The sequence below is a fragment of the Streptomyces nogalater genome (assembly GCF_039532885.1).
Lineage (GTDB): Bacteria > Actinomycetota > Actinomycetes > Streptomycetales > Streptomycetaceae > Streptomyces > Streptomyces nogalater.
This window is the reverse complement of the sequence record NZ_BAAASM010000005.1, coordinates 22,059-48,593: the sequence shown is the minus strand read 5'-3', so window position 1 is coordinate 48,593 and position 26,535 is coordinate 22,059. Positions and strand designations below refer to the sequence as shown.

Annotated in this window: 26 protein-coding genes; 11 read left to right on the top strand and 15 right to left on the bottom strand. The window is 74.0% G+C overall.

Features of this window, described 5'->3' with window-relative positions:
* Window positions 1-1,163: tetratricopeptide repeat protein (locus tag ABD350_RS05700; protein WP_344346646.1), on the top strand; the 1,163-nt coding region annotated here is incomplete at its 5' end.
* Window positions 1,164-1,353: 190 nt separating this feature from the next.
* On the opposite strand, the gene pcaDC is transcribed toward ABD350_RS05700, so the two are convergent.
* The 7 genes from pcaDC to ABD350_RS05665 form a co-directional block, all read right to left on the bottom strand.
* On the bottom strand, window positions 1,354-2,475 hold the full coding sequence (gene pcaDC / locus ABD350_RS05695; protein WP_344346645.1) for a bifunctional 3-oxoadipate enol-lactonase/4-carboxymuconolactone decarboxylase PcaDC: 1,122 nt from the start codon (window positions 2,473-2,475) through the stop codon (window positions 1,354-1,356).
* Window positions 2,472-3,812 carry a 3-carboxy-cis,cis-muconate cycloisomerase gene (pcaB, locus tag ABD350_RS05690; RefSeq protein ID WP_344346644.1) on the bottom strand — a complete coding sequence of 447 codons (1,341 nt, stop codon included), beginning with the start codon at window positions 3,810-3,812 and terminating at the stop codon, window positions 2,472-2,474. Before pcaB ends, pcaDC begins: the two co-directional genes overlap by 4 nt.
* On the bottom strand, window positions 3,809-4,411 hold the full coding sequence (pcaG, locus tag ABD350_RS05685; RefSeq protein WP_344346643.1) for a protocatechuate 3,4-dioxygenase subunit alpha: 603 nt from the start codon (window positions 4,409-4,411) through the stop codon (window positions 3,809-3,811). Before pcaG ends, pcaB begins: the two co-directional genes overlap by 4 nt.
* Before the next feature lie 5 nt (window positions 4,412-4,416).
* Window positions 4,417-5,190, bottom strand: a complete 774-nt coding sequence (gene pcaH, locus ABD350_RS05680) for a protocatechuate 3,4-dioxygenase subunit beta (protein WP_344346642.1) — start codon at window positions 5,188-5,190, stop codon at window positions 4,417-4,419.
* Between the two features lie 19 nt (window positions 5,191-5,209).
* A complete protein-coding gene (locus tag ABD350_RS05675) occupies window positions 5,210-6,430 on the bottom strand; it encodes a thiolase family protein (RefSeq protein ID WP_344346641.1) in 1,221 nt (406 codons plus the stop codon).
* A 277-nt stretch (window positions 6,431-6,707) separates the two neighbouring features.
* Window positions 6,708-7,352, bottom strand: coding sequence for a CoA transferase subunit B (locus ABD350_RS05670; RefSeq protein WP_344346639.1), 645 nt, complete (start codon window positions 7,350-7,352; stop codon window positions 6,708-6,710).
* Window positions 7,352-8,107 (bottom strand): CoA transferase subunit A, encoded by a 756-nt coding sequence (locus ABD350_RS05665; RefSeq protein ID WP_344346638.1) that lies wholly within the window; start codon window positions 8,105-8,107, stop codon window positions 7,352-7,354. Before ABD350_RS05665 ends, ABD350_RS05670 begins: the two co-directional genes overlap by 1 nt.
* Before the next feature lie 186 nt (window positions 8,108-8,293).
* Between ABD350_RS05665 and ABD350_RS05660 the strand changes: the two genes are divergently transcribed.
* On the top strand, window positions 8,294-8,779 hold the full coding sequence (locus tag ABD350_RS05660; protein WP_344346637.1) for a MarR family winged helix-turn-helix transcriptional regulator: 486 nt from the start codon (window positions 8,294-8,296) through the stop codon (window positions 8,777-8,779).
* Between the two features lie 121 nt (window positions 8,780-8,900).
* Window positions 8,901-10,091 (top strand): zinc-dependent alcohol dehydrogenase, encoded by a 1,191-nt coding sequence (locus ABD350_RS05655; protein ID WP_344346636.1) that lies wholly within the window; start codon window positions 8,901-8,903, stop codon window positions 10,089-10,091.
* A gap of 99 nt (window positions 10,092-10,190) precedes the next feature.
* On the opposite strand, the gene ABD350_RS05650 is transcribed toward ABD350_RS05655, so the two are convergent.
* Complete coding sequence (locus ABD350_RS05650) at window positions 10,191-11,273, bottom strand: ATP-dependent DNA ligase (protein WP_344346635.1); 1,083 nt, start codon at window positions 11,271-11,273, stop codon at window positions 10,191-10,193.
* 74 nt (window positions 11,274-11,347) lie between these two features.
* On the opposite strand from ABD350_RS05650, the gene ligD reads away from it, so the two are divergent.
* Together ligD and ABD350_RS05640 are read left to right on the top strand one after the other, a co-directional pair.
* Entirely contained in the window at window positions 11,348-12,364 is a 1,017-nt protein-coding gene (gene ligD, locus ABD350_RS05645; RefSeq protein ID WP_344346634.1) for a non-homologous end-joining DNA ligase, read from the top strand.
* Window positions 12,365-12,537: 173 nt separating this feature from the next.
* Window positions 12,538-13,614: a LacI family DNA-binding transcriptional regulator gene (locus tag ABD350_RS05640; RefSeq protein ID WP_344346633.1), complete on the top strand. Its 1,077-nt coding sequence runs from the start codon at window positions 12,538-12,540 to the stop codon at window positions 13,612-13,614.
* A gap of 11 nt (window positions 13,615-13,625) precedes the next feature.
* On the opposite strand, the gene ABD350_RS05635 is transcribed toward ABD350_RS05640, so the two are convergent.
* Entirely contained in the window at window positions 13,626-14,417 is a 792-nt protein-coding gene (locus tag ABD350_RS05635) for a VOC family protein (RefSeq protein ID WP_344346632.1), read from the bottom strand.
* 246 nt (window positions 14,418-14,663) lie between these two features.
* Here ABD350_RS05635 and ABD350_RS05630 point away from each other — a divergent pair, with 246 nt between their 5' ends.
* Window positions 14,664-14,909, top strand: coding sequence for a WhiB family transcriptional regulator (locus ABD350_RS05630; protein ID WP_344346631.1), 246 nt, complete (start codon window positions 14,664-14,666; stop codon window positions 14,907-14,909).
* Between the two features lie 89 nt (window positions 14,910-14,998).
* On the opposite strand, the gene ABD350_RS05625 is transcribed toward ABD350_RS05630, so the two are convergent.
* From ABD350_RS05625 to ssgD, 4 genes are all read right to left on the bottom strand, one after another.
* The gene (locus ABD350_RS05625; protein ID WP_344346630.1) at window positions 14,999-15,973 is read right to left on the bottom strand and encodes an acyl-ACP desaturase; all 975 of its coding nucleotides are present in this window, start codon (window positions 15,971-15,973) and stop codon (window positions 14,999-15,001) included.
* Window positions 15,974-16,200: 227 nt separating this feature from the next.
* Window positions 16,201-16,977, bottom strand: a complete 777-nt coding sequence (gene ddaH, locus ABD350_RS05620) for a dimethylargininase (protein WP_344346629.1) — start codon at window positions 16,975-16,977, stop codon at window positions 16,201-16,203.
* A 113-nt stretch (window positions 16,978-17,090) separates the two neighbouring features.
* Window positions 17,091-18,725, bottom strand: coding sequence for an ABC-F family ATP-binding cassette domain-containing protein (locus ABD350_RS05615; RefSeq protein ID WP_344346628.1), 1,635 nt, complete (start codon window positions 18,723-18,725; stop codon window positions 17,091-17,093).
* 309 nt (window positions 18,726-19,034) lie between these two features.
* Window positions 19,035-19,451, bottom strand: coding sequence for a spore wall synthesis regulator SsgD (ssgD, locus tag ABD350_RS05610; protein ID WP_344346627.1), 417 nt, complete (start codon window positions 19,449-19,451; stop codon window positions 19,035-19,037).
* Between the two features lie 223 nt (window positions 19,452-19,674).
* Between ssgD and ABD350_RS05605 the strand changes: the two genes are divergently transcribed.
* Both ABD350_RS05605 and ABD350_RS05600 read left to right on the top strand, forming a co-directional pair.
* Window positions 19,675-20,844, top strand: a complete 1,170-nt coding sequence (locus tag ABD350_RS05605) for a WD40/YVTN/BNR-like repeat-containing protein (RefSeq protein WP_344346626.1) — start codon at window positions 19,675-19,677, stop codon at window positions 20,842-20,844.
* A gap of 75 nt (window positions 20,845-20,919) precedes the next feature.
* Entirely contained in the window at window positions 20,920-21,258 is a 339-nt protein-coding gene (locus tag ABD350_RS05600) for a hypothetical protein (protein WP_030618251.1), read from the top strand.
* A 9-nt stretch (window positions 21,259-21,267) separates the two neighbouring features.
* Here the strand turns inward: ABD350_RS05600 and ABD350_RS05595 are convergent, their stop codons facing one another.
* A complete protein-coding gene (locus ABD350_RS05595) occupies window positions 21,268-21,564 on the bottom strand; it encodes a YciI family protein (RefSeq protein ID WP_344346625.1) in 297 nt (98 codons plus the stop codon).
* Window positions 21,565-21,623: 59 nt separating this feature from the next.
* Here ABD350_RS05595 and ABD350_RS05590 point away from each other — a divergent pair, with 59 nt between their 5' ends.
* Window positions 21,624-22,379, top strand: coding sequence for an endonuclease V (locus ABD350_RS05590; RefSeq protein ID WP_344346624.1), 756 nt, complete (start codon window positions 21,624-21,626; stop codon window positions 22,377-22,379).
* Window positions 22,380-22,534: 155 nt separating this feature from the next.
* Here the strand turns inward: ABD350_RS05590 and ABD350_RS05585 are convergent, their stop codons facing one another.
* Window positions 22,535-23,713 carry a saccharopine dehydrogenase family protein gene (locus ABD350_RS05585; RefSeq protein WP_344346623.1) on the bottom strand — a complete coding sequence of 393 codons (1,179 nt, stop codon included), beginning with the start codon at window positions 23,711-23,713 and terminating at the stop codon, window positions 22,535-22,537.
* A 339-nt stretch (window positions 23,714-24,052) separates the two neighbouring features.
* Here ABD350_RS05585 and ABD350_RS05580 point away from each other — a divergent pair, with 339 nt between their 5' ends.
* Window positions 24,053-25,252 (top strand): CaiB/BaiF CoA transferase family protein, encoded by a 1,200-nt coding sequence (locus ABD350_RS05580; protein WP_344346622.1) that lies wholly within the window; start codon window positions 24,053-24,055, stop codon window positions 25,250-25,252.
* 43 nt (window positions 25,253-25,295) lie between these two features.
* On the top strand, window positions 25,296-26,510 hold the full coding sequence (locus tag ABD350_RS05575) for an acetyl-CoA C-acetyltransferase (RefSeq protein WP_344346621.1): 1,215 nt from the start codon (window positions 25,296-25,298) through the stop codon (window positions 26,508-26,510).
* The last annotated feature ends 25 nt before the right edge of the window (window positions 26,511-26,535 follow it).

Genomic DNA, 26,535 nt, shown 5'->3' with positions numbered 1-26,535 from the left:
TCCGCACCGTCGAGGCCGAGGCCGCCCGGCACGCGGCCGGACCGGTGCGACTGCGGCTGCAGGCGTTCCAGTTCATGTGGGAGGGCATCCACGGCGAGACCGCCGCCCCGGCCCGCTCCCGGCGCCTCGCCGACCTCGCGAGCACCTGCACCGGCCGCGACAACGCCGAACGCGCCCTGCTGATCCTGCGCGCCTTCGACGCCATGACCCACGGCGAGAGCGCCGACGCGGTCGTCGACCTGTGCGACCGCGCCCTCGTCAACGGCCGCCTCGCGCCCGGCCTCGGCTGGACCGACCCCGAATGGGGCATGGAACTGCTGATGATGCTCGGCAGCGCGTACGCCTACGCCGACCGACTCGACCGCGCGGAGAGCCTGTTCTCCGAGGCCCGGCGCGTCTACACCTCGGCCGGCTGGCGCGGCGTCCACCTCTCCCTGGCCAACGCCTTCCTCGGGCTCGCCTACCGCAGACAGGGCCGGCTGCGCGATGCCGAGACCACCCTGCGCGAGGCCGTGCGGCTCGCCGAACGCGTCGGCCGCCGCCTGCCGTTGTACTGGTCGGCCACCTGCGGACTGGTCGACACCCTGCTGGCCCGCGGCCGGGTGGCGCAGGCCTGGTCGGTCGCCGAGCAGTACGGCTTCGCACCGCCGTACCCGTCCACCATCGTGCTGCCCGACATCCGCTCCGTGCGCGGCCGGCTGCTGCTCGCCGTCGGCCGCACCGCGGAAGGCGTCGGCGAACTGGAGGCCGCCGAGAAGACCGCCGCCTCCCGCGGCGGCCACAACCCGGTCCTCGCGCCCTGGTCCGTCGACCTCGCCCGGGCCCTCGCCGGGACGGACCCGGCCCGCGCCGCCCAGCTCGCCGCCGACGCCCGCAAACAGGCCGAGCGGTTCGGCACGGACACCGCCATCGGCGAGGCCCTGCGCTGCGCCGCCGCGCTGGAGACGGGCCAGCGCGCGGTACGGCTCGCCGCCCGCGCCGTGGCCTACCTGGAGGCCTCGCCCTGCCAGTACGAACACGCGGCGGCCCGCATCGAGTACGGCATCGCCGCCGGCTCGGCCGCCGACCTCACCCGGGGCCTGGACCTCGCCCGCCTCTGCGGCGCCGACGGACTGGCCCACCGGGCCCAGGAGGCACTGGAGAGCGGGCGGGGACCGCGCTGAGCCGGGCCCGGACCAGCCCTCCGGCAAGCGCCCGGCGACCGCCGCCGGCCGCTGCCGTACCCGCGGGCCGTAGGCGGCCTCGTGCGCCCGCGCGGGACGGGTGCCGTAGAAGCAGCCGCCGCTGCCGGGCACCCCGCCGCCTCGCGCACCGGCCGCGACGGGGTCCCACGGGCCACGACCCCGCCGCCCGTCAGCCCGCCTCCTCCTCGGCGAGCACCCGCTGGGCCGTCGCGAACGCCGAGTTGGCGGCCGGCACCCCGCAGTACACGGCCGTCTGCAACAGCACCGCGCCGATCTCCTCCGGCGTCAGCCCGTTGCGCCGCGCCGCCCGGACATGCATCGCCAACTCGTCGTAGTGGCCGTACGCGACCAGCGCGGTCAGTGTGATCATGCTGCGCTCGCGGCGCGACAGCGTCGGGTCGGTCCAGATCTCCCCCCACGCGTAGCGGGAGATGAAGTCCTGGAAGCGGGCGGTGAACGGGGTCTGCCGGGCCTGCGCGCGGTCCACGTGGGCGTCGCCCAGCACCTCCCGGCGCACCGCCAGCCCGCTCGCCGACGGCCCGTCGAGGTGGGTGCGCAGCGCCGCCAGCACCGCCCGGGGGACCTGCGCCGGGGCCAGATGGGAAGCCCCGGGCAGCTCCACCAGCGCCGCCCCGGGCACCGCGTCCGCGATCTCCCGCAGATGCGCGGGCGGGGTCGCGGGATCCTCCCGCCCGGCCACCAGCAGCGTCGGTACGGTGATGTCGGCGAGCCGGTCGCGCAGGTCGAACGCGGCGAGCGCGTCGCAGCAGGCGGCGTACGCCTCCGGGTCGGCCCTCCGGTGGTCCCGGACCAGTTCCGGCACGCTGAACCCGGGCGTGAACCAGCGCGCGTCGGCGCTCGCCGCCAGCCACTCCAGGCCCTCCCGGCGCACCCGCTCCGCCCGCTCCCGCCAGGGCGCCGCCCCGCCGAAGTGGGCCGAGGAGCACACGAGGGCCAGCGAGGTCAGCCGCTCGGGATGGTGGACGGCCAGGTGCAGGCCGACCGCGCCGCCCAGGGACACGCCCGCGTAGGCGAACCGGTCGACGCCGAGGGCGTCGGCGAGCGCCAGCACCAGCGCGGCCAGGTCGCCGACGGTCGCGCCCGCTCCGATCAGGTCCGCCGCCGAACCGCCGTGCCCCGGCAGGTCCCAGCGGACCACCCGGTGGGCGGCGGACAGTTCGGGCGCCACCTGGTCCCACAGGGCCAGCGAGGTGCCGAGCGAGGGCCCGAGCAGCAGCGGCGGCGCGGAAGCGGGGCCTTCCGCACGGTGGTTGAGGAGGGTCACGGTCAACGTCGCTCCAGAGCACGGTCGGTGAGGGGCCCGGCGAAACCGGTGTACCGGGCGGGGTCGGTCGCCTCGTCCAGGTCGAGGCCCGCCAGCTCCGGCTGTTCGGCCAGGAGTTCGCGCAGCGGGCGGTCCTCGGCGTGGGCGCGGCCGGCCAGTTCGGTCAGCAGCTCCTTGGCCCGGGCCCGGCCGAGGACGGGCGTGAGGACGGCGGCCAGCCGCTCGGAGACGATCAGTCCCCGGGTACGGCCGAGGTTGCGGCGCATCACCTCCGGGTGCACGCGCAGTCCTTCGGCCAGCTCCGCCGCGTGCCCGGCCGCGCCGCCCACCAGCCGGAGCAGATCGCGCAGCGGCTCCCACTCGGCGTGCCAGGCACCGGCCGGCCGCTCGTCCTCGGCGGCCAGACAGCCGTACAGCGTCGCCGCGAGCTGGGGAGCGCGCCGGGCGGCGGCCGCCAGCAGCGTGGAGCGCACCGGGTTCGCCTTGTGCGGCATGGCGGACGAACCGCCGCCGCTGCCCTCGCTCACCTCGCCGGTCTCGGTGCGCGACAACGTCAGTACGTCCACGGCGAGCTTGCCCAGCGCGCCCGCCGTGAAGGCCAGGCACCCGGCCAGGTCCGCGATCGGCGTGCGCAGCGTGTGCCAGGGCAACGCCGGTGCGGCCAGCCCGACTTCACGGGCGTACGCCTCCGTCAGGACGGCCGGGTCCGGGGCGCCGTACGCCTGGAAGGCCGCCAGCGTGCCGGCGGCGCCGCCGAGCTGGACGGGGAGCGAGTCGCGTACCCGGGTGAGGCGGTCGCGCGCGTCCAGCACCAGCGCGCGCCAGCCGGCCGCCTTCAGCCCGAACGTGGTCGGCACCGCGTGCTGGGTGAGCGTCCGGCCCGGCAGCACGGTGTCCCGGTGCCCGGCCGCGAGGCGGCCCAGCGCCCGCTCGGCACGCCCGAGATCGGCCAGGACCGGGCCGAGGGCGCGCACGGCGACCAGCATCGTCGCCGTGTCCATGATGTCCTGGCTGGTGGCGCCCCGGTGGACATAAGGACCGTACTCGGCGCCGACCGCCGCGGTCAGGTCGGCGGCCAGCGGGATCACCGGGTTGCCGCCGCCGGCGGCCCGGGCCGCCAGGGAACCCAGGTCGAACCGGGCCGGGTCGGCCGCCTCGGTCACCGCCGCCGCGGCCCCGGCCGGGGCCAGCCCCAGCGCGGCCTGCGCCCGGGTCAGCGCGGCCTCGGCATCGAGCAGCGCCCGCAGATACGCGGGGTCGCCCGTCTCGGACACGGCGCCCGCCGGCCCCCGCCCGGGGGCCAGCAGACCGGTGTCGGCGCAGGAAGGGAACTCGGATGTCACGAAAACTCCAGGAAGACCGTCTCGCCCTCGCCCTGAAGGCGGATGTCGAAACGGTAGGTGCCGTTCCCCTCGTCATCCGCGATCAGCGTGTCCCGCCGGTCGCCCACCCGGGTGAGCAGCGGGTCGGCGGCCAGGGCGGCTTCGTCGCCCGGCAGGTAGACACGGGTGAACAGGTGCACGAGCAGGCCCCGCGCGAAGACGCAGACACTGAGGTACGGAGAGTTGCGCCCGCGTGCGCCGGGGCGCAGCGTCCGCGCGTACCAGTGGCCGTTCGCATCCGTCTGGATCCGCCCCCAGCCGGTGAACTCCACCCCGTTGCGGCCCAGGAAGCCGCCCGTGGCCGGGTCCCGCCGCAGCGAGCCGTCCACCCGCGGCACCGTGCCGTCGGGCCGCGGGCCCCACACTTCGAGCAGCGCGTCGGGCAGCGGATCACCCGCGCCGTCGAGGACGTACCCGTGCACGGTGACGGTGTCCGGATGACCGGGCGGGGCGATCTCCTCGCCGCCGCGGAACGGCAGCGCGTAACCGTAGAACGGGCCGACCGTGTGGGACGGGGTGGGCGGCACCTGCTCCGGACTGCCCGGGTCGATGAGCGTCATGGCGGTCAGCGTCCTTCTTCGATCCAGGTGGCGGCCGGGCCGTCCAGCACGATGTCCCAGCGGTAGCCCAGGGAGAACTCGGGCACCGACAGGCCGTGGTCGTAGGTGGCGACCAGCCGCTGCCGGGCCGCGTCGTCCGTCACGGACTGCAGGATCGGGTCGTAGGGGAACAGCGGGTCGTTCGGGAAGTACATCTGGGTCACCAGCCGCTGGGTGAACGCCGTGCCGAACACCGAGAAGTGGATGTGGGCCGGGCGCCAGGCGTTCACGTGGTTGCGCCAGGGGTAGGGGCCCGGCTGGATGGTGGTGAAGTCGTAGCGGCCCCCGGCGTCGGTGAGGGTGCGGCCGACACCGGTGAAGTTCGGGTCCAGCGGCGCGTCGTGCTGCTCGCGCCGATGGGCGTAGCGGCCGGCCGAGTTGGCCTGCCAGATCTCGATCAGCTGACCGCGCACCGGACGCCCGTCGCGGTCCAGCAGCCGCCCGGAGACGGTGATGCGCTCGCCGATGGGCTCCCCGGTGTGCTGCCGGGTGAGATCGTTGTCGATCTCGGTGACGTCCCGCTCCCCGAAGGCGGGGGAGCGCAGTTCCACCAGCTCCGGGTCCTGGCGCGTGTCGATCGCCACCAGGGGCTGTTTCGGATGGCGCAGTACCGAGGACCGGTACGGCGCGTAGTCGCGGCGCGGATGGTGCTCGACGGGCGCGCCGTCGGCGAGGCGCTTGCCGTACGCGAGGCGCTCGGCGGCCATCTCCTGGTCGATGTCCTGCTGGGTGAGAGCCATGGTGGTACCTGACGCTTCCTTATCGTTCGAGGACGAGGGCGAGGCCCTGGCCCACGCCGATGCAGAGGGTGGCCACGCCGGTGCCGGAGCCGCGGCGGGCGAGCTGGTGGGCGACGGTCCCGGCGAGCCGGGCCCCGGAGGCGCCGAGCGGGTGGCCGAGCGCGATGGCGCCGCCCTGCGGGTTGAGGAGGGCCGGGTCGAACTCCGGCCATTCGGCGAGGCAGCCGAGCACCTGCGCGGCGAACGCCTCGTTCAGCTCCAGGACGGACAGATCGCCGAAGCCCTTGCCGGCCTTGGCGAGGGCCCGGTTGACGGCCTCCACCGGCGCCAGCCCGAAGTACTGCGGGTCGATGGCGGACAGGCCGGTCGCGCTGATCCGGGCCAGCGGCTCCCGGCCGGTGGCCCGCAGCCCCTCCTCGTCGGCGAGGAGCAGGGCCGCCGCGCCGTCGTTGAGGGGAGAGGCGTTGCCCGCGGTGACCGTGCCGCCTTCGGCGCGGAAGGCGGGCTCGAGCTTCGCCATGGCGGCGAGGGAGGCGTCCGGCCGTACGCACTCGTCGGCGGTGAAGCCCACCGGCTCGCCCTTGCGCCGCGGCACCGGGACCGACGTCAACTCGGCGTCGAACAGCCCCTGTTCCCGCGCCGTTGCGGCCTTGCGGTGGGAGTCCAGGGCGAACTCGTCCTGCCGCTCGCGACCGATGCCGTGCTTGTCGGCGATTCTTTCGGCGCTCTCGCCCAGCGGGATGGTCCACTCGGGGTCCATCCGCGGGTTGACCATGCGCCAGCCGAGCGTGGTCGAGAACAACTCGGTGTGGGCGGCCGGGAACGGGCCGTCCGGCTTCGGCAGGACATACGGCGCCCGGGTCATGGACTCCACCCCGCCCGCCACGGCGAGGGACGCGTCACCCAGGGCGATGGCACGGGCCGCCTGGATCACCGCCTCCAGGCCGGAGGCGCACAGCCGGTTCACGGTCACGCCGGGCACGGAGGTCGGCAGCCCGGCGAGCAGGGCGGCCATACGGGCGACGTTACGGTTCTCCTCGCCGGCGCCGTTGGCGTTGCCGAGGTAGACGTCGTCGATCCGCGCGGGATCCAGCTCCGGGGTGCGGGCGAGCAGCGCGCGGAGGGTGTGGGCGGCCAGGTCGTCGGGACGGACGGCGGCCAGGGCGCCGTTGTAGCGGCCGAACGGGGTGCGGACGGCGTCGACTATGTATACGGGCTTCGGGGTGTGAGCGGAGTTCACGGGGTGGGCGCCTCTGTGGTGTGAGCGGGGGCGGGGACGACGGGGCGAGCGGAGTCAACGGGGCCGGCGGGGGTGACGGCGGCGCGAAGAGGCGCGGCGGTGTGAGCGGGGTTCACGGCGACGAGGCTCACGGCGGGGTGAGCGAGGTGAACGGTGTGAACGCGGTTCACATCGCCGGAGGCCACGGCTGTGTGAGCGGGGTTCACGGTGCCGGAGGCCGCGGCAGTGTGAGCGGAGTTCACAGCACCGCAGGTCGCGGCGGCGGTGTGAACGCGGTTCACAACAGCCCCTCCGCAATGCTCAGTTCGGCGTCCGTCCTGGCGATGACCTCGTCCACGCTCACACCCGGCGCGGTCTCCGTCAGCGTCAGCCCCTCCTCGGTGACGTCCAGCACCGCCAGATCCGTGATGACTCGGTTCACACACCCCTTGCCTGTCAACGGCAGCGTGCACTCCTTGAGGATCTTCGCCGAGCCGTCCTTCGCGGTGTGCGTCATCACCACGATCACCTGCCGGGCACCGTGCACCAGGTCCATCGCGCCCCCGATCCCGGTGACCAGCTTCCCGGGCACCGCCCAGTTGGCCAGGTCGCCCCGGGCCGACACCTGCATCGCGCCGAGAACGGCCACGTCGATATGCCCGCCCCGGATCATCGCGAAGGACAGCGCCGAGTCGAAGAAGGACGCCCCCGGCAGCACCGTCACGGTCTCCTTGCCCGCGTTGACCAGATCGGGGTCGACCTGGTCCTCCGTGGGATACGGGCCGGTGCCCAGGATGCCGTTCTCCGACTCCAGCACCACCTCGACCCCCTCGGGGAGATGGTTCGGGATCAGCGTCGGCAGACCGATCCCCAGGTTCACGTACTGGCCGTCCCGCAGTTCACGGGCCGCGCGGGCGGCCATCTCCTCGCGTGTCCAGGCCATCAGCCGCTCACCGTCCGGAACTCGATCCGCTTGTCCGCCGCCTGTTCCCGGGTGAGCGGCACCACCCGCTGCACGAAGACGCCCGGCACGTGCACCGCGTCCGGATCGAGCGCGCCGGGCTCGACCAACTCCTCCACCTCGGCGATCGTGATCCGGCCGGCCATCGCGGCCAGCGGGTTGAAGTTCCGCGCCGACCTGCGGAACACCAGATTTCCGTGCCGGTCCCCGCGCGCGGCCCGGACCAGCGCGAAGTCGGTGCGGATGCCCCGCTCCAGCACGTACTCCACGCCGTCGAACTCCCGCACCTCCTTTGGCGGCGAGGCCAGCGCGACCCCGCCCGAGCCGTCGTAGCGCCAGGGCAGTCCGCCCTCGGCGACCTGGGTGCCGACGCCGGCCGGGGTGTAGAAGGCGGGGATGCCGGCGCCGCCCGCGCGCAGCCGTTCGGCCAGCGTGCCCTGCGGGATCAGCTCCAGCTCCAGCTCACCGGCTAGATACTGGCGGGCGAACTCCTTGTTGCCGCCGATGTACGAGCCGGTCACCCGGGTGATCCGGCCCGCCGCCAGCAGCACCGCCAGCCCGGACTCCATCGCGCCGCAGTTGTTCGACACCACCTTCAGCCCGCCGACACCGCGCTCGTGCAGCGCCTGGATCAGCACGTTCGGCACACCGCTGAGCCCGAACCCGCCGACGGCGAGCGACGCGCCCTCCGGCACATCGGCCACCGCCTCGCCGGCGGTGGCCACCACCTTGTCCATCCGTGTAGCTCCGTCTCTCCGGTACCCAGATAGTCAGGGCACTGAGTATTTCGTGAGGTGCCGCTCACGCTGCCACCAGAGTCGAAGGCCGTCAAGACCTGGATTTTCCGGCGGTCTCAGTACAGGACAGCCGGTTGGTGGCCGGGTATCGTTCAGTGCACCAACGAATCGATCAGGGGAGCGCACATGGCCGCGGTGGACCTCACCACCCATCCCGGACACCTCGCCCGGCGGCTGCAGCAGGCGCACTACCTGCTGTGGAACACGATGGTCTCTGAGGAGATCACCTCGCCGCAGTTCGCGGTCATGAACGCGCTCGTCGCCGAACCCGGGCTCGACCAGCGGACCGTGGGGGAGCGGGTGGGCCTCGACCGGTCCACCATCGCCGAGGTGATCAGCCGCCTCGACCGTCGCGGACTGCTGCACAAGGTGCGCGATCCGCAGGACGGCCGGCGTTTCCTGCTCCGCCTCACCGACGAGGGCGCGCGCACCCACCGCAAGCTGTCCGTCCGCACCGCCCGGATGAACCAGGTCTTCCTCGCCCCGCTGTCCGCCGACGAGCAGACCGTGTTCTTCGACCTGATCCGCCGGGTCGCCGACGCGGCCGAGGGCCTGCGCAACCCGGCCGAGAGCCGGCGCGGTCCCGCCGAGCCACTGGCCGCCCAGGGCTGACCGGGCCACGCCGACCGCCTCGCCGCCGCCCTCTCGGTACCGGGTTCGGCCCCGGCCCGCCCGGGTACCCGGCCGCCACCGCACACGGACGAGGCCGAACGTGACCTAGGGAGTGCGACCGATGAAGGCAGTCACCTGGCAGGGCAAGCGCGACGTCCGGGTCGAGGACGTGCCGGACCCGCGGATCGAGGAACCCACGGACGCCGTCATCCGCGTGACGTCCACCGGACTGTGCGGCTCCGACCTGCACCTGTACGAGGTGCTCACCCCGTTCATGACCCCGGGCGACATCCTCGGTCACGAACCCATGGGCATCGTGGAGGAGGTCGGCCCGGAAGTGCCCGGGCTGCGCCCCGGCGACCGGGTCGTGGTGCCCTTCCAGATCGCCTGCGGGCACTGCTTCATGTGCGACACGGGCCTGCCCACCCAGTGCGAGACGACCCAGGTCACCGGCGAGGGCATGGGCGCCGCCCTGTTCGGCTACACACGCCTGTACGGCGCCGTGCCCGGTGGCCAGGCCGAGTATCTCCGGGTTCCGCAGGCGCAGTTCGGCCCGATCAAGGTTCCCGAGGGCCCGCCGGACGACCGGTTCGTCTACCTCTCCGACGTGCTGCCCACCGCATGGCAGGCCGTCGAGTACGCCGCCGTCCCGCCCGGCGGCACCCTCGCGGTGCTCGGCCTCGGCCCGATCGGCGACATGGCCTGCCGGATCGCCAGGGTCCACGGCGCGGAACGGGTCTTCGGGGTGGACCTGGTGCCCGAGCGGCTGGCCCGGGCGCAGCGGCGCGGCGTCGAGACGTACGACCTCAGGGCGTTCGACGACGAGAAGGCACTGGTCCACGCGATCCGGGAGGCGACCGGCGGGCGGGGCCCGGACGCCGTGATCGACGCGGTGGGCACCGAGGCGCACGGCAGCGCCGCCGCCAAGCTCGCCCAGACGGCGACCGCGATGATGCCGCGCAAGCTCAGCGGCCCGCTCGCCGAACGCTTCAGCATCGACCGGCTCGGCGCCCTGTACATGGCGATCGACCTGGTCCGCCGCGGCGGCACGATCTCGCTGAGCGGCGTCTACGGCGGCATGGCCGACCCGATGCCGATGCTCACCCTGTTCGACAAGCAGATCCAGCTCCGCATGGGCCAGGCCAACGTCCGCCGCTGGACCGACCAGATCCTTCCCTACCTCACGGACGACGACCCGCTCGGCGTGGACGACTTTGCCACGCACCGGCTGCCGCTGGCGGAGGCGCCGCACGCCTACGAGATGTTCCAGCGCAAGCAGGACGGCGCCGTCAAGGTCCTCATGCAGCCGTAGCCCGGTCGGATGCGGCCGTAGCCCCGGCCGGACCCGCCGCGCTGCGAACCGGACCGGCCCGCAGCGCGTACCGGCCGCGGCCGCTCGGCCGGGTCCCGCTCAGCCGGGGCCGGGGTCCTTCTCGCCGAGCACCTCCGCCAGGTCGTAGCGCACCGGCTCCTCCAGCTGGGCGTACGTGCAGCTCTCCGGCGTACGGTCCGGGCGCCAGCGGCGGAAGCGGGCCGTGTGCCGGAAACGCTGCCCGTTCTCCATGTGGTCGTAGGCCACCTCGGCCACCCGCTCCGGCCGCAGCGGCACCCAGGACAGGTCCTTCTTACCGGACCAGCGGCTCGGTGCGCCCGGCAGCCGGGCCGTCTCGTGCGCGGCCTCGTCCGTCCAGGCGGCCCAGGGGTGCCCCCGGACGTCGTCCATCCGCAGCGGCTCAAGCTCCTCGACCAGTTCGGCGCGCCTCTTCATGGAGAACGCGGCCGACACGCCGACGTGCTGGAGCCGGCCCCGCTCGTCGTAGAGGCCCAGCAGCAGCGAGCCCACCACCGGGCCGCTCTTGTGGAGGCGGTACCCGGCGACGACGACGTCCGCCGTCCGCTCGTGTTTGACCTTGAACATGGCCCGCTCGTCCTGGAGATAGCGCAGGTTCGGCGGTTTGGCGACGACCCCGTCCAGTCCGGCGCCCTCGAACTGCTCGAACCACTGCCGGGCCACCTCGATGTCGGTCGTCGAGGGCGCCAGATGCACCGGCGGGGCCGCGTCCGCCAGGGCCCGGTCCAGCAGGGCGCGGCGGTCGGTCAGGGGCACGTCGAGCAGGGCGTGGTCGTCCAGGGCCAGCAGGTCGAAGGCGACGAAGGAGGCCGGGTTCTTCTCGGCCAGCATCCGTACCCGGGAGGCGGCCGGATGGATGCGCTCGGTCAGCGCGTCGAAGTCCAGCCGCCCGCCGCGCGCGATCACGATCTCCCCGTCCAGTACGCACCGCTTCGGCACCCGCTCCTTCAGTGCCTCGACCAGCTCGGGGAAATACCTGGTCAACGGCTTGCCGGTGCGGCTGCCCAGCTCGACCTCGGCCCCGTCACGGAACACGATCGACCGGAAGCCGTCCCACTTCGCCTCGTAGCGCATGCCCGGCGGGATCTTCGCCACCGACTTGGCGAGCATCGGCTTCACGGGCGGCATGACGGGCAGATCCATGCCTTCGATTCTGCTCGCATGCATACGGCTTCGCCCGGTATGCGAGGTATGCGGGGTGCGCCTACGGTGGCCGCATGGGTGATGCGGTGGAACTGGAGGTGGGCGGCCGGACCGTACGGCTGTCCAGCCCGGACAAGGTGTTCTTCCCGGAGCGGGGCTTCACCAAGCTGGACCTCGCCCGCTACTACGCCTCGGTCGCCCCCGGCATCCTGCGCGCCCTGCGCGAGCGCCCCACCACCCTGGAACGCTACCCGGACGGCGTCGGCGGCGAGTGGTTCTACCAGAAGCGGGCCCCCAAAGGCATGCCCGACTGGATCCCGACCGCCCACATCACCTTCCCCAGCGGGCGCAGCGCCGACGAGATGTGCCCCACCGAGGAGGCCGCCGTGGTGTGGGCCGCCCAGTACGGCACCCTCACCTTCCACCCCTGGCCGGTCCGCGCCACCGACGTCGACCACCCCGACGAACTCCGTATCGACCTCGACCCGCAGCCCGGCACCGACTACGACGACGCGGCCCGCGCCGCCCACGAACTGCGCGCGGTGCTGGAGGAGTTCGGCGGACTGCGCGGCTGGCCGAAGACCTCCGGCGGCCGGGGCCTGCACGTCTTCGTCCCCATCGAGCCCCGCTGGACCTTCACCCAGGTGCGCCGCGCGGCGATCGCGGTCGGCCGGGAGATGGAACGCCGGGTGCCCGAGCACGTCACCATCAAGTGGTGGAAGGAGGAACGCGGGCGCCGCATCTTCCTCGACTACAACCAGACGGCACGGGACCGCACGATCGCCTCCGCCTATTCGGTACGCTCCCGCCCGCACGCCCCCGTCTCGGCGCCCCTGCGCTGGGAGGAGGTCGGCGTCGCCCAGCCCCGCGACTTCGACCTCGCCACCATGCCCGCCCGGTTCGCCGAACTCGGCGACGTGCACGCCGACATGGACGACCACGCCTACTCCCTGGACGCGCTGCTGGAGCTGGCCCGGCGGGACGAACACGACCACGGCCTGGGCGACCTGCCGTACCCGCCGGAGTACCCGAAGATGCCCGGCGAGCCCACCCGCGTCCAGCCGAGCCGGGCCCGCCGCCCCTCGTCATGACGGCCAGGACCTCGCGCCCGCCCGACACGCGTTCCGGGCAGCGGGGTGCCGGGGCGCCGGGGTGACGGCCGGGCCGCCGGGCCGAGGGCCCGGCCCGGGCGGAGCACGGCACCGGCCGGGCGGCGCCCCGCGGCTATCCTGAGTGCCGGCCGCCGAAGAGGGGGTGTCCCGAAGTGACCGAGGCCGTCTCGCGTCCCACCCTTGAGGCCGTGGCCGCGCGGGCCGGGGTGTCCAGGGCCACCGTGTCCCGGGTGGTCAACGGCGGCGACGGGGTCCGCGCACCCCTGGCCGAGCGGGTCCGGCGGGCCGTGGAGGAGCTGGGCTACGTCCCCAACCAGGCGGCGCGCAGCCTGGTGACCCGACGCCACGACGCCGTCGCGGTCGTCGTCGCCGAGCCCGAGAGCCGGGTCTTCGCCGACCCCTTCTTCGCGCTGCAGCTGCGCGGCATCGGCAAGGAGCTGGCCGTGCACGACAGCCAGCTGGTGCTGCTGCTCACCGAGGGCCGCGCCGACCACGCGCGCGTGGCCCGCTATCTCGCCGGCGGCCATGTCGACGGCGCGCTCGTCTTCTCCCTGCACCTGGACGACCCGCTGCCCGGCCTCATCCGGGACGCCGGCGTGCCCACCGTGTTCGGCGGACGCCCCCACGGGGACCCGGACACCGGGGCGGGGGGCCCCGGCGTGGTGTACGTCGACTGCGACAACCGGGGCGGGGCCCGTGCTGCGGTACGACATCTGCTGGGGCTCGGCCGCCGGCGTGTCGCCCACCTCACCGGCGCCCTGGACCAGACCTCGGCGGTGGACCGGCTCGACGGCTACCGCGACGCGCTCGCCGACGTGCCCGGCGGGTACGATCCCCGGCTGGTCGTGGAGGGCGATTTCACCCCGGCCGGCGGTGAGCGCGCCATGCGGGAACTCCTGGGACGCTGCCCGGACGTGGACGCCGTGTTCGCCGCCAACGACCTGACCGCGCTCGGTGCGCTGCGGGTGCTGCGCGAGAGCGGCAAACGGGTCCCCGAGGACGTGGCCGTGGCCGGCTTCGACGACATGGCGCCGGTCGCCGAGCAGACCGATCCGCCGTTGACGACGGTGCGTCAGGACATCGAGGAGATGGGCCGGCTGATGGCCCGGCTGCTGCTGGAGGGCCTGTCCGGCGGCCGGGACCGGGAGCGCACGACGGCCGGCGCGCCGGCCGTGCGGGGCAAGGGCGTGATCCTGCCGACGACCCTGATCCGCCGCGCCTCCGCCTGAGCCGTCGGCGGTCAGCCGGCGGGCGGCTCGGGTCTGATCACCGCGAACCGGGCCCCGTACGGATCGGCGAGTCCTGCCATCCGCCCCACCCCCGGTACGGTCGTCGCGGGTCCGCGGACCGCCCCGCCGAGCCGCCGGGCCCGGTCGACGACGGCGTCCGTGTCCGCCACCTCGAAGTACGGCAGCCAGTACGCACCGGACCGCGCCCGAGCGGGATCACCGGCCGTCGCCACCAGCCCGCCGAACATCGCCTCCTCACCGCCGCCGTCCGGATTGACACAGGTATAGGTCCCGCCCGGGAAGGGCACCCCGGACGTCTCCAGGCCGAGCACCCGGCGATAGAACGCGGCGGCCGCCGCGATGTCCGGCGTGTACAGCTCGACCCAGCACAGCGCGCCCGGCTCGCCCGCCGCCTCCATGCCCTCGGCCGGGCCCGCCTGCCGGATCCCGAACGGCGCGCCGGCCCGGTCGGCGAGCACCGCGCACCGGCCCCGCTCCCGCCCGTCCGCCGGCCGCACCAGCACGCTGCCGTGCGCCTCTTCGGCCGCGTCCGCGGTGGCTCGCAGGTCCTCGCTGCGGAAGTACACCGTCCAGCCCGGCGGCCCCTGCCCGGGAGCGGCCCGCGCGCCTCCCGCCACGGTCCGGCCGGCCAACCGGAAGACGCCGTAACCGCCGGCGTCCGGCTCCGCCGCATGGAACCGCCAGCCGAACAGGGCGCCGTAGAAGGCGGCGGCAGCCTCGATGTCGGGGCTCGTCACGTCGATCCAGTCGGGCGCGCCGGTGACGAAACGGGTCGTGAGCATCTCGGCCCTCCTCGCAAGGGTCCCGTTCTGTGCACTGCCGAGTCTGGCACCGGCCACTGACAATCGCCGCCGGAGCACCGCACGCGCACGCACTTCCCGGGGCTACCCGGCTTTTCACACCGGTCCCGCGCGCCGCCGTGCGCGCCCCGGGAGCGAGAGGGCATCATCGGGGCGGCCGGCGGCCCCGGGCCCGCCGTTGAGCCGACGTTGATCGAACGTTTTTCTGCCTGGGGCAGGCTCCTGGCCATGCATTCCGACACCATCACCCCGGCCGACGACACCTGGCAGGCGCAGGCCCTGTGCGCACAGACCGGGCCGGACTTCTTCTTCCCCGAGCCCGGCAGCTCGGTGCGCGAGGCGAAGCGCATCTGCGCCATGTGCGAGCTGCGCCCGGCCTGCCTGCAGTACGCGCTCGCCCACGACGAGCGGTTCGGCGTCTGGGGCGGCCTGTCGGAGAAGGAACGCCTAGCCCTGCGACGCACCGCCCGCTGACCCACGCCCTGCGGCGCACCGCCCGCTGGTTCTCGGCATCCGGCGCACCGCCCGCCGACCCGTCGGCGGCCCGGCCCGAGTGCGGGGTGTCAGCCCCCGGCGCGCGCCACCATACGGGCCTTGCGCGCGGCGAGCTTCTCGTCGAACTTCGACGCCTCCGCGTCCAGGCCGCCGAGGAACAGGCCGAGCTCCTCCTGCGCCCGCAGCCCCTCGGGACCGAGGCCGTCGATCTCCATGACCCTCAGGAAGCGCAGCACCGGCTGCAGCACGTCGTCGTGGTGGATACGCAGGTTGTACACCTCGCCGATCGCCATCTGCGCGGCGGCCCGCTCGAAGCCGGGAATGCCGTGGCCGGGCATGCGGAAGTTCACCACGACGTCCCGGACCGCCCGCATGGTCAGGTCGGGGGCGAGCTCGAAGGCGGCCTTGAGCAGGTTGCGGTAGAACACCATGTGCAGGTTCTCGTCGGTCGCGATGCGGGCCAGCATGCGGTCGCAGACCGGGTCCCCGGACTGGTGGCCGGTGTTGCGGTGCGAGATCCGCGTGGCCAGCTCCTGGAAGGCGACGTAGGCGATCGAGTGCAGCATCGAGTGCCGGTTGTCGGACTCGAAGCCCTCGCTCATGTGCGCCATCCGGAAGCGCTCCAGCTGGTCCGGGTCCACCGCGCGCGAGGCCAGCAGATAGTCGCGCATCACGATGCCGTGCCGGCCCTCCTCGGCGGTCCAGCGGTGCACCCAGGTGCCCCAGGCGCCGTCCCGGCCGAACAGTGTGGCGATCTCGTGGTGGTAGCTGGGCAGGTTGTCCTCGGTGAGCAGGTTGACCACGAGGGCGATACGGCCGACCTCCGTCACCTTCGACTGGCCTTTCTCCCAGCCCTCCCCGTCCTCGAACAGACCGGGGAAGTTACGGGCGTCGCTCCACGGCACGTACTCGTGCGGCATCCAGTCCTTGGCGACCTTCAGATGGCGGTTCAGTTCGTTTTCGACCACTTCCTCCAGTGCGTACAGAAGCCGCGCGTCGGTCCAGACGGACGGGCTGCCGAGGTGAGGGGAAGTGATCGTCACAGGAACTCCAGGGGGACGCCGGACAAGGGCGGGGAAAGGGGAACGACCCGGCGAGCGGTGCCGGGAACTCCTACGTGATCGTAGGCTACGAAACCGTAGGTTACGAAGCCGTAGGTTAAGGCGGCGGTAAAGAACCCCTGATCAGCCTTGCCGGCCGGCCTGCCGCGCGGACCGGAAAGCCCCGGGATCCGCAGGTCCCGGGGCTGTCGGACGGGCGCGTCACCCGGTCAGGCGTACAACTCCCGCAGGCGCACGGAGAGGCAGGTCACACAGCCCTCCAGCTTCTCGAACTCGCTGATGTCGACCGTGACCACGTCGTGGCCGAGATCGCTCAGCAGCTCCGCGGTCCGCGGCGCGCTCGCCGCCATCAGCAGCTTGCCGCCGCCCAGCAGCACCACGTGCGCCCCGGACTCCTCCGGCACCGACAGGAACCCCGGGAACAGCGAGGGCCGGTCCACCCGCGGGATGTGCCCGATCACCGTGCCGTCGGGCAGCGCGGTCACCGCCGACTTCAGGTGCAGCACCTTGCTCACCGGCACGGCCACCACCCGGGCGCCCAGCGGTTCGAAGGCCGCCCGCAGCTGCTGCACACCGGCCGCGTTGGTACGCCCGCCGCGGCCGACGTACACGGTGTCGCCGACCTTGAGGACGTCACCGCCGTCCAGCGTGCCCGGATCCCATATCCAGTTCACCGAGCAGCCGAGGCTCGCCACGGCCTCCTCGACACCGGCCGTCTCCGCGCGCCGGGCGGCGGCACCCGGACGGGTGATCAACGCCACGTTCCGGAACATGACGACGGTGTCCTCGACGAACACCGAGTCCGGGCAGTCGTCGGCCGGTTCGACCTCGATCGTCTCCCAGCCGTGCGCGCGCAGGGCCGCCACATAGGCCTCCCACTGCTTTACGGCGAGCCCCACGTCGACCTGCTGCCGCGCGATGTGCGTCACCAGGCCGTCGGCGAGGCGGGGGCTGGGGCGGCGGACGAGGGCCTTCTTGCTGGGCACGACGGGCCTTTCGTATCGGTCGGTGCGATGGTGCGGTGGCCGGCGCCGATCACTCGGCGCCGGTCCGTCATCATGCAGCGCGCTCCGGCCAGGGCCAAACCCCGGCCGGTCTCTCACGCCGGTTCGGCCAGCGCCTCCGGTGTCGTCTCCGTCAGCTCCCCTCCCTCGATCAGCAGCCAGCGCGTGATCCCGACCGACTCCAGGAACGGCAGGTCGTGGCTCGCGACGAGCAGCGCGCCCTCGTACGACTCCAGGGCCTGGGTCAGCTGCCGGACGCTGGCCATGTCCAGGTTGTTCGTCGGCTCGTCGAGCAGCAGCAGCTGTGGTGCGGGCTCGGCGAGCAGCAGCGCGGCCAGGGCCGCCCGGAAGCGCTCGCCGCCCGAGAGGGTGGCCGCCTTCCGGTCGGCCCGGGCGCCCCGGAACAGGAAGCGGGCGAGCCGGGCCCGGATCCGGTTGTTGGTGGCGTCCGGCGCGAACCGGGCCACGTTCTCGGCCACCGACAGGTCGTCGTCCAGCACGTCCAGCCGCTGCGGCAGGAACCGCAGCGGCACGTGCGCCGTCACGGTGCCGGCCAGCGGCGCCAGCTGCCCGGCGACGGTCCGCAGCAGCGTCGTCTTGCCGGCGCCGTTGCGGCCGACGAGCGCGATCCGCTCCGGGCCGCGCAGGTCGAGGATGCCCGGCACGCGCGCGTGGCAGACCGTTTCCAGGTTCTCCAGGGTGAGCACCTGCCGGCCGGGCGGCACGGCCGTGTACGGCAGTTCGACGCGGATCTCGTCGTCGTCCCGTACCGCCTCCACCGCCTCGTCCAGCCGTTCCCTGGCTTCGGCGAGCCGCTCCTCGTGCAGGATGCGGTGCTTGCCGGCGGACTCCTGGGCGGCGCGTTTGCGCGCACCCATGATGATCTTCGGCTCGCGCTTGGAGTCCCACATCTTCTGGCCGTAGCGCTTGCGGCGGGCCAGTTTCAGCTGGGCATCGGACAGTTCGCGCTTCTGCTTGCGCACATCGGCCTCGGCGACGCGCACCATGCGCTCGGCCGCCTCCTGCTCGACGGCCAGCGCCTCCTCGTAGGCCGAGAAGTTGCCGCCGTACCAGGTGACCTCGCCCGCCCGCAGGTCCGCGATCTGGTCGGCCAGGTCGAGCAGTTCCCGGTCGTGGCTGACCACGACCAGGACGCCCGGCCAGGCGGCGACGGCCTGGTAGAGCCGCCGGCGCGCGTACAGGTCGAGGTTGTTGGTGGGTTCGTCGAGCAGCAGGATGTCGGGGCGGCGCAGCAGCAGCGCGGCGAGGCGCAGCAGCACCGACTCGCCGCCGGACACCTCGCCGACGGTCCGGTCCAGGCCGATGTGGCCGAGGCCGAGTTCGCCGAGGGTGGCCAGGGCGCGCTCCTCGACGTCCCAGTCGTCGCCGAGGGTCTCGAAGTGCTCCTCGGAGGCGTCGCCCGCCTCGATGGCGTGCAGGGCGGCCCGCCGCTCGGCGATCCCGAGGGCCTGGTCGACGCGGAGCGCGGTGTCCAGGGTGACGTTCTGCGGGAGGTAACCGATCTCGCCGGCCGCCCTGACGGTGCCGTCGGCCGGGGCGAGTTCCCCGGCCAGCAGCTTGAGCAGGGTGGACTTGCCCGATCCGTTGACGCCGACGAGCCCGGTCCGGCCGGGGCCGAACGCGAGGTCGAGGCCGTCGAAGACGGCGGTGCCGTCGGGCCAGGCGAAGGACAGGGAGGTACAGGTGAGGAAAGCAGGGGTAGCGGACATGGGCGCCTCGCGAGGGTGTGGGCGTTCGAATGGACGCGTATCGAGACACCGCGAGGCGGAAAACCGAAGGGCCGGGCAGGGAAGGGCCGCGGAAGAGGGGCCTGTGCCTGGGGGACGGCTCGGACGCCGAGGTCGTCGTACGCCGCGCACACCTCACCGGTGCGACGCGGTGTCTCAGGACCTCAGACGAGCAACGTCCTTCTCCAATCGACGGCAACAGAACCGCTGAACACCGTACGAGTGGCGGGGAAGGGGTGTCAACGCGATTAATTCGGGGCGCCCCGGCCGGTCCTCAGGCGCGCGTGCCGTTCAGCAGGCGTCCCGCATCAGCTCGGCGAGGCCGTGGTCGAGGTCGAGCTGGAGGTGTTCCAGGCCGGCGGGGACCAGTTCGTCGGCGGCCTGGAGGAAGCGCCGTATCTCGCCCGAGCGCACGTGCACGATCGCGGTGCCCTCCGGGGCGTGGAACTCCAGCACCGTGCGGTCGTACCCGTACGGCCGCACCCGGACGTCACCCTGGCCGGCGGGGTCCTCCAGCCCGGCCGTCAACAGCTCACGGGAGAAGGTCCAGCACACCTCGACGCCCTCCAGGGTGGCCGGCGCCGGGAAGGTCATGCGCACGGCGAACGGGTCGCGCCGGTCGTAGCGCAGCGTGGCGGGAATGTTCGGCATGCGCGGTGCGGCGGCGACGAGACGGGCCTCGACGGGCTGCTCGATGACGGTGGACAACGCCTTGCTCCCTCGTGACGGCTGGACTGCGCCCGGATGCGCCCACACCCGGCACTGGAAGAGACGACGGAAACGGCCGGTGCGTGCACACCCGGACCGAGTGACCTCGGTCACCGCGTTCATGCACGGGAAGGCGTGGCCGATGCGGTCCGCCGCCGCCCCCCGGTACTGCGGCGCCGGGTCCTCTGGACGGGCCCGGGGGGCTGGGCTAGCTTCGCCCGCCATGAGGCGCTTGGGGAACACGCGACGCGGGGGACGGGCGAGCCGGCCGGTGGTGACGGCGGTGGCGTGCGCGGCGGCACTGGCCGCCCTGACGCTTCCGGCGGCCGGGGCCCCGGGGCAGGGGAGACCGGGCCCGGAGCGGGGGAGTACCGGGCCGGCGAGCCCGGAACAGGAGCGGGGGCGCACCGGGTCGGCGAGCCCGCGGTGGGCCCCTCGGGACACCGGCGCCCCCCAGGTCCGCTTCCGCGGTCTCGCCGCCGTGGACCGGCGCACCGCCTGGCTGGCCGGCACCGGCGGCACGGTACTGCGGACCACGGACGGCGGCGCGAGCTGGCGGGACGTCTCTCCGCCGGGCGCGGCCGGACTGGAGTTCCGGGACGTGACGGCGTTCGACGCGCGGCGGGCCGTGGTGCTGGCCATCGGCGCGGGAGAGGCCTCGCGCGTCTACCGCACCGACGACGGCGGTACGACCTGGACGGAGTCCTTCCGCAACACCGACCCGAGGGCCTTCTACGACTGCCTCGCCTTCTTCGACGGCCGCCACGGCCTCGCCCTCGGCGACCCCGTGGACGGCAGGTTCCGCGTCCTGTCCACCGCCGACGGCGGACGCTCCTGGAGCCTGCTGCCCACCGCGGGCATGCCGCCCGCGCGGGACGGTGAGGCCGGGTTCGCCGCGAGCGGCCAGTGCCTGGTCACCGCGGGCCCGCGGGACGCCTGGCTGGCCACCGGCGGCGGCCCGCACGCGCGCGTGCTGCACTCCGCCGACCGCGGCCTGACCTGGTCGGCCGCCGACACGCCCGTCCCGGCGGGCGATCCGGCCAGGGGCGTCTTCGCGCTCGCCTTCCGTGACCGCGCGCACGGCGTCGCGGTCGGCGGCGACTACCGCGCCGGGCAGCCCTCACCGAGGTCCGCCGCGGTCACGGCCGACGGCGGCCGGACCTGGCGCCCCGCCACCACCCCGCCGCCCGGGTACCGCTCCGGCGCCGCCTGGCTGCCGTACAGCCGCACAGAAGCGCTCGCCGTCGGCCCGACCGGCACCGATCTGACCACCGACGGCGGTCACACCTGGCGGACCATCGGCACGGGTTCCTACGACACCGTGGCCTGCGCCCCCGACCGGAGCTGCTGGGCGGCCGGCGAACAGGGCCGGGTGGCACGGCTGGAACGGTGAGACGGCGGCCGGCCGGGTGACGTGAGCGCGCGGAAGACGGGTACCCGTTCTCCGCCGCGAAGGAAAGGAGCGATCATGCCAGCCGGTTCCAGCCCCAAGCGCGAGCGTCAGTACGAGCACATCAAGAAGAGCGCGCAGGACCGGGGCGAGAGCACCGGACGCGCCAAGGAGATCGCCGCGCGGACGGTGAACAAGGAACGCGCCCGCTCCGGCGAGTCCAAGACCGCCAGCCGCACTTCGACCCAGGACATGTCGTCCGGCAAGCGGGGCGGTCAGCGGTCCGGCAACCGGGTCGGCTCGCACGGACCGACCCGCGACCAGTTGTACAACGAGGCAAGGCAGCGCGGCATCGAAGGCCGTTCGCACATGAACAAGGAGCAGTTGCAGCGCGCGCTGGACCGCAAGAAGGGATGACCTGCCGGCTCAGCCGAGCGTCTGCCGGTGCCGCTCCAGTTCGGGGGCCGTCTTCGTGGCGAGGAACTCGATGACGCGGTAGGAGCACACCCCGGCGGTGACGAACGGGTCGGTGGCCACGACCTCCTCGATCTCGGCGCGGTCCCCCGTGACGGCCAGGATCACCCCGCCGTCGCGGGGGTTCTTGCGTCCGGAGGCCAGGAACCGGCCCTCCTCGTACTGCCGCTCCAGCCAGGCCACATGGTCGGGCAGGACGGCGTCCACGGCATCGAGGGGCGCGGTGTAGGTCAGCTCAAGGACGAACATGATCGCGACCCTACCCCCGCCCCGCCGCCGGTGACCGGCGAACCCGTACAGTCACCCGCGTGACGATCGTCGGCGTACCCGCGGGCTGGCCCGCGACGGAGGAAGAGGCCCGCGCGGTCCAGGACGAGCTGCGCGGCCGGGTGGTGCTCGACGAGCCCGGACCGCCGCCCGGGGCGGGCCGGGTCACCGGGGTCGACGTCGCCTACGACGACGACCTGGACCTGGTCGCGGCGGCGGCCGTGGTGCTGGACGCCGCCACCCTGGACGTCATCGCGGAGGCGACGGCCGTCGGCCGGGTCTCCTTCCCCTACGTGCCCGGGCTCCTCGCCTTCCGGGAGATCCCGGCCGTGCTGGCCGCCCTGGACCGGCTGCCCGGCCCGCCGGGCCTGGTCGTGTGCGACGGCTACGGCCTGGCCCACCCGCGCCGCTTCGGCCTGGCCAGCCACCTCGGGGTGCTCACGGACCTGCCGGTCATCGGCGTCGCCAAGAACCCGTTCACCTTCACCTACGACGACCCCGGCCCGGCGCGCGGCGGGTCCGCGCCGCTGATGGCGGGAGCGGAGGAGGTCGGGCGCGCCCTGCGCACCCGGGACGGCGTGAAACCGGTCTTCGTCTCCGTCGGCCACCGGGTGAGCCTGCCCGGCGCCCTGGCGCACACCCTCGCGCTGACCCCGCGGTTCCGGCTCCCGGAGACCACGCGCCGGGCCGACGCCCTGTGCCGGCGGGCCCTGCGCGAGGCGGTCCTGAGCGCCGCGGCGCGGCGCCCGGCCGGCGGCGGTCAGGCCCCCTCGACGCGCCAGGCGCCCACCTCCTGACCCGCCGAGCCGTGGACGGCCGCACCCTCGCCGGGTCCGCGGGCGCAGTGGCGCGGGTTGCCACCCCGGCGGCGCAGGACGCGCTCCGGCTCGCGCGCCCGGTCCGCGCGGTGCCTCCACGCATCCGCGGGCACGCCGGGACGAACGCGTTCCGGTCAGCGCCGCGCCGCCACCCGGAAGGTGATCCCGGCCGCGCGCAGCCGGTCGGTCAGGGCGTCGCCCATCGCCTCGGCCGTGGTGACCTGACCGGCCGTCGGCGGCAGTTCGTCGAAGGCCAGGCAGAGGGCGGCCTCGGCGAACATCTTCGCCGTCTCGTCGTAGCCCGGATCGCCGCCCGCGACCTCGGTGTACACGCGCTCCCCGCCGCCCTCGCCGACGAACCGCACCCGGAACCAGCTCTTCGCCCGCTTCTCGGGACTCGGTCCGTCTCCCGGCCGGAGCAGGTCCGACAGCCGGCGCCGCAGGGGCGGCAGCTGGGCGGCGACCGCCACCGCGCCGACGGCGGCGGCCCCGCCGAGCGCGACCGGCAAGTGGCGCACGGCGGCGTAGTGGCGGTAGCGGAAGTCCGGGCCGTACCGCTCCAGCGCCCGCGCCGAACGGCGCACGACGCCCGGGTCGATGGTGGGCAGCGGCAGCGCCCACGCGCCGGCCTCCGGGGCGTACCTCGGCGCGCCGTGCGGCGCCGCAACCCGGCGGCCCGGCAGCCGTGGCTCGTGCCGGGCCCGTTCGCGGGCGGCGGCCCGCATCCGCCCGCCGCGGGCCAGCTGGCTCAACGCCGAGGCGAAGGTGCCGCCGGAGAAGGCCGCGTCCACGGTCACATAGCCGTCCACGGTCAGCGGCACGCCCTCGGGCAGCCGGTGGACCGTGAAGTACACGCCCAGGTCGTGCGGCACCGAGTCGAACCCGCAGGCGTGCACCAGGCGCGCACCCGTCTCACGCGCGCGTGCGTCGTGCCGGACGTACACCAGGTCCACGAACTCCGGCTCGCCGGTGAGGTCCAGGTAGTCGGTGCCGCTGTCGGCGCAGGCGGCGACGAGTTCCTCACCGTGCAGCACGTACGGTCCGACGGTCGTGGCGACCACGCGCGCGTGCCCGGCGAGCGCGCGCAGGGTGGCCGGTTCGCGCACGTCGGCCCGCAGGACACCGACGCCCTCACCGCCGGGCAGGCTCTCGCGCAGCCGCTCCAGCCGCCGTTCGTCGCGGCCGGCGACCGCCCAGCGCAGCCCCCGCGGCGCGTGCGCGGCGAGATAGCGGGCCGTGAGCGTGCCGACGAAGCCCGTGGCTCCGAAGAGCACGAGGTCGTAGGGACGGCCGGTCCTGCCGATGCTGCTCATGTCACCCCTTGTCCACACGCCCCCAGCGCAGCCCGCGCCGCTGTCGGTGGCCGAGGCTAGCGTGAGGAGTGCGCAGTCCGAAGACCAGCCCGGAGGCAGCGGTGCCCGCAGCCAGGAACACCCCGCGCCCGCGGGAGCCGACGCACGCGCCCCGGCGGGCGCGCCGGCACCGCGCACGGGGCGGGGCCGGCACAGGAGCCGTTCACTCGTCCGGGTGGTGACTGACGCGCCGGGCACTTGGCTAAGCGCTTGCTCGTTGGGTCTTGTGTTCGGTGGAACGCGTTCTTAGCATCACCGGTGTTACAGCAGCGGTGTCACACACGCTTGGGGGCTGGACGGATGACAACGGCACAGACGCCGCCGACGCCGGGTACCGGCCCGCTGTCCGGCGTGCGCGTGGTGGAGCTGGCCGGCATCGGGCCGGGCCCGTTCGCCGCCATGCTGCTGGCCGACCTGGGCGCCGACGTGGTCCGGGTGGACCGCCCGGGCGGCGTGGGCCTCGGCCTGGACCCGGCCCGCGACCTCACCAACCGCAACAAACGCTCGGTCGTGGTCGACCTCAAGGCGCCGGACGGCCCCGCGCGCGTCCTGGACCTCGCCGAACGGGCCGACATCCTCGTGGAGGGCTACCGCCCCGGCGTCGCCGAACGGCTCGGCGTCGGTCCCGGGGACTGCCACGCCCGCAACCCCCGCCTGGTCTACGGCCGGATGACCGGCTGGGGCCAGGACGGCCCCCTCGCCCACCGCGCCGGCCACGACATCGCCTACATCGCGCTCACCGGCACCCTCAACATGATCGGCCGCCCGGACGAACCCCCGGCCGTGCCCGCCAACCTCCTCGGGGACTACGCGGGCGGTTCCCTCTACCTGGTCGTCGGAGTCCTCGCCGCGCTGCACCACGCGCGCGCGACCGGCACCGGCCAGGTGGTCGACGCGGCCATCGTCGACGGCACGGCCCACCTGTCCACGATGATCCACGCCATGCTCGCCGCCGGCGGCTGGCAGGACCGGCGCGCCGCCAACCTCCTGGACGGCGGCTGCCCCTACTACGGCACCTACGAGACCGCCGACGGCCGGTACATGGCGGTCGGCGCCCTGGAAGAGAAGTTCTACGACGAGTTCCTGAGCCTGCTGGGCCTCACCGGTCTCGCCTCCGCGCGCACCGACCTCACCCGCTGGGAGGAGCTGCGGGAACGGGTCGCCGCCGCCTTCAAGACCCGCACCCGGGCCGAGTGGACGGCCGTCTTCGAGGACTCCGACGCCTGCGTGGCGCCCGTGCTCGGCCTGCGCGAGGCCCCGCACCACCCGCACCTCGCCGCCCGCGCCACCTTCACCGACCACGACGGCATCACCCAGCCCGCCCCCGCCCCCCGGTTCTCCGCCACCCCGACCGCCGTCCGCACCGGCCCCGCCCGGCCCGGCGCGGACACCGCGGCGGTCGCCCGGGACTGGCGCATACCGCCCCGCCCCGCCGACGACCCCGGCACCCCGGACACCGAAGGCCCGGTCACCGAAGGCCCGGTCACCGACGGCGGCTGACCCCGCCCACCCCGCTCGGCCCACCCTCCCGAAAGGCACCCCAGTGAGCACCGAAGCGTACGTGTACGACGCGATCCGCACCCCGCGCGGGCGCGGCAAGGCGAACGGCGCCCTGCACGGCACGAAGCCCATCGACCTGGTCGTCGGCCTCATCCACGAGATCCGCGACCGCTTCCCGGACCTGGACCCGGCCGGGATCGACGACATCGTGCTCGGCGTCGTCAGCCCCATCGGCGACCAGGGCTCCGACATCGCCCGGATCGCCGCCCTCGCCGCCGGGCTGCCGGACACCGTCGCCGGCGTCCAGGAGAACCGCTTCTGTGCCTCCGGCCTGGAGGCCGTCAACCTGGCCGCCGCCAAGGTCCGGGCCGGCTGGGAGGACCTGGTCCTGGCCGGCGGCGTCGAGTCCATGTCCCGCGTCCCGATGGCCTCGGACGGCGGCGCGTGGTTCAACGACCCGATGACCAACCTTTCCGTCGACTTCGTGCCGCAGGGCATCAGCGCCGACCTGATCGCCACCATCGAGGGCTTCTCCCGCCGCGATGTGGACGAGTACGCGGCCCTGTCCCAGGAACGCGCCGCCACCGCCTGGAAGGAGGGCCGCTTCGAGCGCTCGGTGGTCCCCGTCAAGGACCGCAACGGCCTGGTCGTCCTCGACCACGACGAACACCCGCGCCCCGGCACCACCGCGGACTCCCTCGCGGGGCTCAAGCCGTCGTTCGCGGACATCGGCGACCTGGGCGGCTTCGACGCGGTCGCGCTGCAGAGGTACCACTGGGTGGAGAAGATCGACCACGTCCACCACGCGGGCAACTCCTCCGGCATCGTGGACGGCGCCGCGCTCGTCGCCATCGGCTCCCGGGAGGCCGGCGAACGCCACGGCCTCACCCCCCGCGCGCGGATCGTCTCCGCCGCCGTCTCCGGCTCCGAGCCGACCATCATGCTCACCGGCCCCGCCCCCGCCAGCCGCAAGGCCCTGGCCAAGGCCGGTCTCACCATCGACGACATCGACCTGGTCGAGATCAACGAGGCGTTCGCCGCGGTCGTCCTGCGCTACGCGAAGGACATGGGCCTGAGCCTGGACAAGATCAATGTCAACGGCGGTGCCATCGCCTTGGGTCACCCGCTCGGCGCCACCGGCGCGATGATCCTCGGCACGCTCGTCGACGAACTGGAGCGCCAGGACAAGCGCTACGGCCTCGCCACGCTGTGCGTCGGCGGCGGCATGGGCATCGCCACCATCGTCGAGCGCATCTGAACTCCCCGCGGAAACAAGCGACTTC